1 protein-coding gene is annotated in these 315 nt (G+C 48.3%); it reads left to right on the top strand.

Annotated elements, in window-relative coordinates; all coding sequences use genetic code 11:
- The coding region (locus tag WG906_RS19360) for a hypothetical protein (RefSeq protein ID WP_339994545.1) at nucleotides 1-215 on the top strand (215 nt) is incomplete at its 5' end.
- Nucleotides 216-315: the final 100 nt, after the last annotated feature.

Below are 315 nucleotides of genomic sequence, written 5' to 3'. Positions count from 1 at the left end.
ATTGGCCGCGGAGGCCTAGTCCTTTTTGTCTTGATACAAAAAGGACCAAAAAAATCAAGAACAGAAAAATGCTCAGCCGCTTTTCTGTTCGGGCCAACGCTCGTGCTTCGGTCACTTACTTTGGTTTAAGCGGTACTTCTGTTATGGGGATGCTGCGGTTTCCTTCAAAGCGTTCATGCTTAAGCACCCTACATTCAACATCTTCGCAGCAATAATCATCGAATGGAGACCATAGGAGCGCTGGGCTGAAAGAAAGGCGGGCCGGGTGTTTGCTTGTGCGGATGAAGCATCTTTCTTTCTAGGCCGTTTTGGTCC

Origin of the sequence: Pedobacter superstes (genome assembly GCF_037622515.1) — a bacterium.
Lineage (GTDB): Bacteria > Bacteroidota > Bacteroidia > Sphingobacteriales > Sphingobacteriaceae > Paradesertivirga > Paradesertivirga superstes.
Note: the sequence above shows the minus strand (reverse complement) of the source record. Positions and strands in the feature narration are given on the sequence as shown.